The sequence below is a fragment of the Flavicella sp. genome (genome assembly GCF_037132785.1).
Classification (GTDB): domain Bacteria; phylum Bacteroidota; class Bacteroidia; order Flavobacteriales; family Flavobacteriaceae; genus Flavicella.
The window spans coordinates 1-8,997 of record NZ_JBAHZZ010000151.1 but is presented as its reverse complement, the minus strand read 5'-3'; the positions used below and the strand labels follow the sequence as shown (position 1 = coordinate 8,997).

9 protein-coding genes are annotated in these 8,997 nt (G+C 31.2%); 4 read left to right on the top strand and 5 right to left on the bottom strand.

Annotation, left to right across the window (positions count from 1 at the left end; genetic code table 11):
* Positions 1-417 precede the first annotated feature (417 nt).
* Positions 418-612, bottom strand: coding sequence for a hypothetical protein (locus V5787_RS09800; RefSeq protein WP_336893055.1), 195 nt, complete (start codon positions 610-612; stop codon positions 418-420).
* 51 nt (positions 613-663) lie between these two features.
* On the opposite strand from V5787_RS09800, the gene V5787_RS09795 reads away from it, so the two are divergent.
* Positions 664-987, top strand: coding sequence for a transposase (locus V5787_RS09795; RefSeq protein ID WP_336893054.1), 324 nt, complete (start codon positions 664-666; stop codon positions 985-987).
* A gap of 622 nt (positions 988-1,609) precedes the next feature.
* Here V5787_RS09795 and V5787_RS09790 read toward each other — a convergent pair.
* Positions 1,610-3,964, bottom strand: coding sequence for a family 20 glycosylhydrolase (locus V5787_RS09790; protein ID WP_336893053.1), 2,355 nt, complete (start codon positions 3,962-3,964; stop codon positions 1,610-1,612).
* A gap of 566 nt (positions 3,965-4,530) precedes the next feature.
* Between V5787_RS09790 and V5787_RS09785 the strand changes: the two genes are divergently transcribed.
* From V5787_RS09785 to V5787_RS09775, 3 genes are read left to right on the top strand one after another with little or no spacing between them, the layout of a single operon-like run.
* Positions 4,531-4,956 carry a hypothetical protein gene (locus V5787_RS09785; RefSeq protein WP_336893052.1) on the top strand — a complete coding sequence of 142 codons (426 nt, stop codon included), beginning with the start codon at positions 4,531-4,533 and terminating at the stop codon, positions 4,954-4,956.
* A 26-nt stretch (positions 4,957-4,982) separates the two neighbouring features.
* Entirely contained in the window at positions 4,983-5,717 is a 735-nt protein-coding gene (locus tag V5787_RS09780; protein WP_336893051.1) for a lysophospholipid acyltransferase family protein, read from the top strand.
* A gap of 25 nt (positions 5,718-5,742) precedes the next feature.
* Entirely contained in the window at positions 5,743-6,735 is a 993-nt protein-coding gene (locus V5787_RS09775; protein ID WP_336893050.1) for an acyl-ACP desaturase, read from the top strand.
* 53 nt (positions 6,736-6,788) lie between these two features.
* Here V5787_RS09775 and V5787_RS09770 read toward each other — a convergent pair whose 3' ends face one another.
* The 3 genes from V5787_RS09770 to V5787_RS09760 form a co-directional block, all read right to left on the bottom strand.
* A complete protein-coding gene (locus V5787_RS09770) occupies positions 6,789-7,667 on the bottom strand; it encodes an aldose 1-epimerase family protein (protein ID WP_336893049.1) in 879 nt (292 codons plus the stop codon).
* A gap of 3 nt (positions 7,668-7,670) precedes the next feature.
* Positions 7,671-8,453, bottom strand: coding sequence for an amidohydrolase (locus V5787_RS09765; protein ID WP_336893048.1), 783 nt, complete (start codon positions 8,451-8,453; stop codon positions 7,671-7,673).
* Between the two features lie 81 nt (positions 8,454-8,534).
* Positions 8,535-8,997 (bottom strand): IS30 family transposase (locus V5787_RS09760; protein WP_336893047.1); only part of this gene is annotated, 463 nt, incomplete at its 5' end.

Genomic DNA, 8,997 nt, shown 5'->3' with positions numbered 1-8,997 from the left:
TTAAATCATAAAAAAAAATGATGATATTATTAGGGCTTGTTCAACTGGAAAGAACTCGAAGAATGAGAGTTATTCTATTTCAATAATGCCGCCTTTTAAAAAACAAAATAAACGCGTATATTTGAGTAATTGATTGAACCTGTAAAATTAACAATTTGTTGCGTTACAACCTTGAATCCAAGATTAACTTGAAAAAAGTGTGAGTTTGCCCTGTACTCTGGAAGGATTAGTGTATAAAGCTGAATTTTGTTGAATTGTTTTTATGGCTTCATTGCTTCTTGTACTTTTCTTCTGAACAATCAAGCAGTCATCTGTTTAACACCATGTCTTTCTGCCAGCCAAATACTATTTGCTCCTTTCTTACTCGTCGCAATATCATAAGCCATTTCAAAGGCTTCTACAATACCGAACTTAACTTTATGAAACAATTGTATTCGCTGTTGGAGATTTATCATAACCACATTTACTACAGCGTTTATTATACTCTTTTTTACATTTAAAACAAGAAAAACCTTCTTCCCATTTTACCCAAGATAAAAAAGATAAGCATAAACTCTCTTCTCCAAATTTAGAGTGAAATTCTTTTCGAGATAATTCTTTTAGTATTTTCATGTCTTTCCTTTTTTCTAAAAATATAACATCTTTTTTGATAACAAAATATTAATGAGATTTAAATGGGTAACCCTAAAAGACACTATAAAAAGCGTGAATCTCTATTTTCAAGATGAAAGCAGGTTTGGGTTAATGACTCACATAGGAAAATGTCTAACAGCAAAAGGCATAAAACCCATAGTGAAATATCAGCATGCTTTTAAGAACACCTATTTATACGGAAGTTTTTCGCCAATAAATGATGATAGTTTTGTTTGGGAAATTAACGGCGTAAATACTGCTATAGTTGAATCTTATTTAAATGAATTCTCTAAATATAAACCTAATGAATTTAAAATAGTGATCATTGATAACGCTGGTTTTCATTCAACTTAAAACATTGAAATACCGGATAATATTTTTATCTTAAGAATACCTCCCTATAACCCTAAGTTAAATCCTTGTGAACAAATTTGGCAGTATATTAAAAATATATACAAAAATAAACGGTTCGAAACGATGAAGAATTTAACAAACTGGCTCCACGAAACTGTAAATAAAATGAGTCCTGAAACTATCAAGTCTATAACTGGAAATCACCATTATCTTAATGCTTTTAACACGGTATTACAAATTTAAATTGGTGTTATCACTACATTACAGTAACATTTCTCTAAAAAGTTCACTTTCATCTGTATATTGTTTTTCTTGCATGGAGTCATCAAAGCTTAAAATGACCGTTTCTTTTGATTGCGTCAATTCTTCAATATAAGGTTTTGCCGTTTTCTACAGAATCTACTGTCGTAAACGCCTATTAACAAAGCTCTTGTTATTTTGTCATGCTTTATCGAAAGTAAGGATGCCATTACTGTAGCTGTAGTGTAAGAACTTGAACTTATTAAATAATCCGTATATAAATCAACAAAGCTATCCATGTTTTTTCTTCTCAAAGTTACTAACAATATAGAATATTATTTTCTTAAATCTAAATTATTAGTGTGTAAGGTGAGTTAGTAATTTAAAAAACAACAAGTTCATCTATCAAAATTTTAGATGCAACCCCAGCCCTAGGGTGTCCAGCAGGAATTGGGTTAACTCTTTTTGCTTTTACTTTTATTGCCTTTACAGTTGTCTCCTTAAATCTAATTACAGAAACCACCTTGTTTCTCCCCTGAGTGTGACTTTCCTCTAATAATTTAACCTCTCCTAATTTAGTAAACGAAAGTCCATCTTTCGACCCGTAAACTTCTATATATTCTGGAACATAAACACCTGAATTGGTAAACCGAAGACTTGTTATTTCTACTAATGATACTTCTTTAGGTTCTTTAAAAATTAAATCTACATCTAAATTACCTTTAAATACATTCCAATTTCTATCTCCACTATTTAATTTACCATAATTTAAATCTACCAAACCATTAGCTGCTTTTTTATTTTTAATAAGAGGTGAATGGTAAACTACTTCAGCACCTACTGCTTTATGAATAGCTAAATATTTTTCCGAGATATTACCTATTTGTTCGTCGTTTTTAAATGAGGTTGATTTTATGGTAGTTGTGTTTTTAATTGAAAACGGTTTTTCATATTTAATTGAAATTAAGGATGGCTCACTATCGTCTAAAGTGTAGTAAATATCTAGTCCATCTACTTCTGTTTTAAGCGAAATATCAATAGTTCCTTCCTTATGCCCTATATGATCTATTCTAACATTATAAGCACTAGTAGCATAACGCTCACCTTTTTCTTTTAATCGCTTCAATTGGATTAGTAATCGATCTGTAAAACCACCCCATTCTTTGTGTTTGTAATCTGTCCACCCATTTTCGGCAACAGCATACAATCTCGGGAAAGTCATATAAGTTAGCTGTCCCCAATTAGTAATAGATTCTGTCCATAAGCTACCTTGTATTCCCAAAACGTGTTTACCTTGTTCGGTTGTTAAACTATCGGATATTATTTTGTAGTTATAGGTGTCTTTTAAAAAAGAGTAAGAATAGCCTAAATTAGGCTCTAAATCATCATCACCCTGTTTTAAATCTAAATAACAATACTTAGAAGGCGTCATAATAACATCATGGCCTTGTCTAGCAGAAGCAATACCACCTTTTTCACCACGCCAAGACATTACGGTTGCATTTGGTGCCAGACCACCTTCTAGTATTTCATCCCACCCAATCATGTTTTTATTATGTGAATTCACTATTTTTTCTACTCTTGTAACAAAATAACTTTGTAATTCATGTAAATTATCAAGGTTTTCCTCTTTCATGCGTTTTTGACAATCTGAATCAACTTCCCAAGCGTCTTTATTACATTCATCTCCACCAATATGCATGTATTCAAAAGGAAATAAATTCATCACTTCTCCTAAAACGTCCTCAACAAATTCGAAAGTGATTTCTTTTCCAGGGCAATAGGTATTGTTTCTTGTAACTCCTCCTGTACCCACATAAAAAGATCCTTCTGCACAAGAGATTTCTGGATAAGCAGCGATTGCAGCTAACGAATGACCAGGCATGTCAATTTCGGGAATAATCTCAATATACTGTTCTTTAGCATAATCAACAATTTCCTTGATGTCTTCTTGTGTATAAAAACCTCCATAGGTTGCTTTCTCGCCTTCTTTTTGCTCTGGTCTTCCCCACCAATTTGAAGTGTTTTCGTCTTTAGCGTTATAGTCTACTCTCCAAGCACCTACTTCTGTAAGCTTTGGATATTTTTTAATTTCTATTCGCCAACCATTATCGTCTGTTAAATGCCAATGAAAACGATTTAATTTCACTTCTGCCATAAAATCTATGACATCTTTAACTTCTTCTTTATCAAAAAAGTGTCTAGAAACATCTAACATAAAACCACGCCATTTAAAGGCCGGTTTGTCTTTAATAGTAACTACAGGGATACCCCAATCTGTATTTAATTGTTTTTTTTCTGAATAAAAAGAAACTGGTAATAATTGACCGAGACTTTTCATCGCATAGAAAAAACCAGCTCCAGAACCCGATTTAATGTGAATACTATCCTTACTTACTATAAGTTCATAAGCTTCTTCTTCAAGAGAGCTATCTACACTAAATATAATGTTTGCTTTAGCTTTTTCTATACCTATTTTTGGAATCCAACCAGATACTTTTTTAAACTTTTTGAAAAAGTTAGCAGCAATATTTAATTGCTCTTCATTAGTTACAGAAACAGTAGTTTTTTTAGTAATAACAAAACAACCTTCGCCTTTAGATAGTTTTGCTGGTAAAGGAATTATTGCAACTTCCCTTATTTTAATTTCATTTTTTGCACATGAAACAAATACTATTAAAGAACAAAGTAAACACTCTAATAATAGTTTTTTTAAATTTTTGTAATTGTAAATCATTTTTCTTAATAAAGAGTTAATAATTGGGCTGATTTAAAAATATGAAAACAGACATGCTGTTTTTTAAGATTTCTTTAAATTTAAAGCTTTATAAGCTTTACTAAAATTAAGTTTTTTTAGTGTTTTTACTAAAAATATCGACCAACAATATCTATTCCTGAATCAAAGAACACATCGTATTGCTCCTAATTTTTTTCTGATAAAAAATATAATTATCTTAACTCCACAGGACTTTTTTTAAAGAAACGTAAAGTAATACCAAATAAACATCAAAATGATTGATTAAATTAGTTTCTATTTCCTTTGTATTTCAATATAAAATACAACCGTAACTGGCTATGCTTCTATTTTTTATTTCATCTAAAAAAAATAATTCAAATTTATTATCAACCTAGCTGAAATTCATTTGGTATTATGAGTTTTCACGGTACCCAAATGGCTATAGAATGTTTAAATTTTTAGTTAATGTTAAGTGAAAACTCTAAAATTTTAGGAGAGTTTACTTTTTCGTAGCTTTAATCTAATTGACTACATTTGCAATGTTTAAAATTTATATAATTATTATTATGAAAGAAGTACATTCTTATTGGGCATATTTAGTGTTAGTTGTTTTAATTGTAACTGTTGTAAATGCGATTATTGGTTTGACTACAAAAAAACAATTTAAAGTCAAAGACCTGCGTTTGGGCTTGTTTACCTTAATATTTGCCCATATTCAATTGTTAATCGGTTTAGGTTGGTATTTTATGTCTCCTGTTTATAAATCGATGAAAGTTATAGGTATGGGTGAAATAATGAAAAATGCTCAAACAAGATTGATTTTAGTTGAGCATCCTATAATTATGGTATTGGCAATCGTTTTGATAACAGTTGGTTGGTCTAAACATAAAAAGAAAACGGAGGATTCAGCAAAATTTAAGACCTTTGCAATCTATTACGGAATCGCCTTATTGTTGATTCTAAGTAGAATTCCCTGGTCTCAGTGGTTCTAAGTCAATTCTATAAAAATTGAATTCGAATGAAAAAATTACTTGCTTACCCTTTGTCGGTTTTACATTACTTTTTTTTTGGAGTTATAATTTGTGTTTTTCACCCTATACAGTGGATTTGTTTTAACGTGTTTGGGTATGAATCTCATAAGAATTCGGTAGATTGGATGAATTATTTTTTGATATGGACACTTTATATTTTAGGAACTAAAATAGAATTTTCCTGTCAAAAGGAAATCCCAAAAGGGGTGCCTTTGATTATTGTTTCCAATCATCAGAGTTCTCACGAAATCCCTTCAATTTCATGGTTTTTTAGAACGTTTCATCCAAAATTTGTGTCCAAAAAAGAATTGGGCTCAAATATACCGAGTGTTTCTTTCAATTTGAGAAATGGTGGATCAGTTTTAATCGATAGAAAAGATCGCAAACAGTCATTAACTGCTTTGGCAGGCTTTGCAAAAGAACTAGAAAAAAATAATTGGTCAGGTGTTATTTTCCCTGAAGGAACAAGAAGTAAAGACGGTAGACCAAAAGAATTTTCAAAAAACGGATTAAAGATTCTTGCAAAGTACGCTCCTTCGGCATATATAGTTCCTGTGACTATAAATAATTCATGGAAATTGGTAGCAAATGGATCTTTTCCTCTAGAGATTGGAGTTCATATGAGCTTGGAGGCACATGAACCAATTGCAGTGAATTCTATGGGATTCAATGATTTATTCCGAAAAGTAGAGGGAATCATTAAAAACGCTGTAACTTTGTAGGTGAAACGCTTAATTTAATAAACTTATGTCAATACATAACGTACGTAAAGAGGTCATGTTAACTTTGGAAAAAGATATTGAAACTTCCTTTGGTAAGTTTTTGATACCTCCTGAAGAAATATGGCAACCTACAGATTTTTTACCAAATCCTCAATCTGATACTTTTATTGATGAAGTAAAGGAAATTAGGGAGTTGTCAAAAGAGTTGGACGATGATTTTTGGGTTTCTTTAGTTGGAGATATGATTACTGAGGAGGCTTTGCCTACTTATGAATCGTGGTTGTTAGATTTAGATGGAGTCGATCAACATGGCGAGCAAAAAGGTTGGTCTAGTTGGATCCGTCGTTGGACAGCCGAAGAAAACCGCCACGGTGATGTTTTGAATAAATATATCTTTTTATCCGGGCGTGTAAATATGCGGGAAGTTGAAATTACCACTCAGCACTTGGTTGCTGATGGTTTTGATATTGGTACTGCTAGAGATCCTTATAAAACTTTTGTTTATACTAGTTTTCAGGAATTGGCAACATATGTGTCACATAATAATGTTGCGAAAATTGCACGTAAAGCTGGGATGAAAGGTTTGGCAAAAATGTCAAAAATTATTGCAGGTGATGAGATGAGACATCATTTGGCTTACGTAGAATTTATTCGACAAATTTTCGCTGTAGATCCTAGTGAAATGATGATTGCTTTTTGTGATATGATGAAACATAAAATTGAAATGCCTGCAATGTATTTGAGACACTCCTTTGAGAAGAAAGCTTCTTTGTTTGATCGGTTTTCAGATGTGGCACAAAGATCAGGAGTCTATTCAGCTTTTGACTATATCGATATTTTAGCAAAGTTAAATAAAGCTTGGGAAATTGACAAGTTTACTGGATTGACACCAGAGGCAGATAAAGCAAGAAATTATTTAATGCGTTTGCCTGAAAGAATGTCAAGAATCGCACAAAGAATTGTAGTTCCTGATACAGAATATAAATTTAAATGGATGAATCCTTTAGTTTTGAAATAATAAGGATTTTAAAACAGTAAAAACCCCAATCAATTTAATTGATTAGGGTTTTTTTAGTCATGTATTTCAATACTATAAGTAGCTGAGAAACTTTCTTTAGATGCTAAATTAATAATAGCTTCTTTTTTTTTAATTTCCTGTGATGAGTCTTGCGAATCTGCAATTCCTAACCAAGGCTCAATACAAACAAAAGGTGCGTTTGGTTTAGACCAAATTCCTAAATAGGGAAAATCTTTAAACGTCACTGTTATTAATATCCCTTCTTGTTTATTGGCAAGTGTTATTTTGTTGGATTTTAATTTTTTAAATACCAAAGCATCTTTCTCAAAACTTTTTTGATTTAAATGAATGACATTGGTGTTATTAAGTATTTCTGTAGTAGTGTTATCTAATAAACCTTCTTTGTTAATATTCCAAGTTACATCATTTTCTGTTTTTTCAAAAATAAGCGAACAATCCTCGTAACTTTTATTTAACTCGTTTAAAGAGCAGTTAAAGGCTGGATGTTCTCCTAATGAAAAATACATACATCCTGTTCCAAGATTCTCAATATAGTGCCGAATACTTACCGTGTTGCCGATTAATTCATAGCTGGTTTTAAATTCAAATTCATAGGGATATACTTTAAGAGTTTCTTTAGAATGTGTTATTGAAAACGTAAGTTTTGTATCTGTTTTTTCGATGAGTTTTACAGCATTGCTTTTTCTAAAGAAACCATGTTTTTTATGAGAATATTCTTTGCCATTGGCAATAAAAACATCATCCTTTAACCTTCCTACAAAAGGAAATAGTATTGGAGCTTGACCTCCCCAGTACTCAGAGTCTCCTCTCCAAAGGTACTCTTTGTTGTTCTTTAAGGAAACGATACTTGAAAGTTCGGCACCAATATTTTTGATCGCTATTTTTATATTTTTATTCTGAATACTATGCATAGTTTAATTTTGAAAAGTGAATTTATCTCGGTCGTCCAAGAATTTAAAATTAGTTCTGTTTGTCAATATTTCAGCTTTGTATAAAGTTGTTGAAATAATATCTTCTGTAGTAACGGTAGATTTTTTTATTGAATTTCCTTGTGGGTTGATAATTTGAGAATGTCCTATGTATTCCATCTTGTTTCCATCTGTTCCAACTCTGTTTACCCCAATTGTATAGCAAATATTTTCAATAGCTCTAGCTTTTAACAAGCTATTCCAAGCATTGATTCTTGGTTTGGGCCAATTGGCAACATATAAAGCAATGTCGTAGTTTTCAGTATTTCTTGACCATACAGGAAATCTGAGATCGTAACAGATAAAAGCGGCAATTCTCCAGCCTTTATATTCAATGATTTTTTTTATTGAACCTGCAGTATAAATATTTCTTTCACCCACATGAGAAAACAAATGTTTTTTATCGTAAAATTTTATTTTTCCAGAAGGTTCAATAAAAACGAGTCTATTATAGTAATTATTATTTTCTTTAATGATTAGGCTTCCTGTAATAGCGCAGTTTTTTTTACAAGCAATTTGTTGCATCCAGTTAATGGACTTTCCATTCATCGTTTCTGCGATTTCTTCTGGTTCTATCACAAAACCGGTGCTAAACATTTCAGGTAAAATAATCAAATCAGTTTCTTCAGAAATCTGATTGATTTTTTGTTGGATATTTTGGATATTTTTAGAAATATCTTTCCAAATAGTATTTGACTGAATAAGGTTTATTTTTAATTTATCTTGCATAATATCTTTGCTGATTTTTCCAAAGTTTCATTCTTTTTTGCAAAACAAAAAGGTAAAACCTTCGATGTTGATATACTGAATTCAAGTCACAAATGCAACTTTTTGGTTAAATAATAATTGTTCCATAACAAATATAGGATTTTCATATTTATATCTTTTCCTTGGTCTGTTATTTAATTTAGTTTCTATTTCCTTAACACGTTGATCTGTTATACTTGTAAAGTCAGAACCTTTGGCAAAATATTGCCTAATTAAGCCATTTAAATTTTCATTAGAACCTCTTTCCCAAGAGTGATATGGATGCGCAAAGAAGTAATCAATTTCTAAATTTTCGGCTACCTGTTCATGTCCTGCAAACTCCTTTCCATTGTCAGCTGTAATGGTATATAAATATGATTTCCAGTCTTCCAATATTTCATTGATAGCTTTGGTTACAACAATTGCTTGTTTAGAAAATATTTTCTTCATTTTAAGCATTCCAGAGGCTCTGTCATTTATAGTAAGAATAGCTTGATTATGGTTTTTACCTATGATTAAATCGACC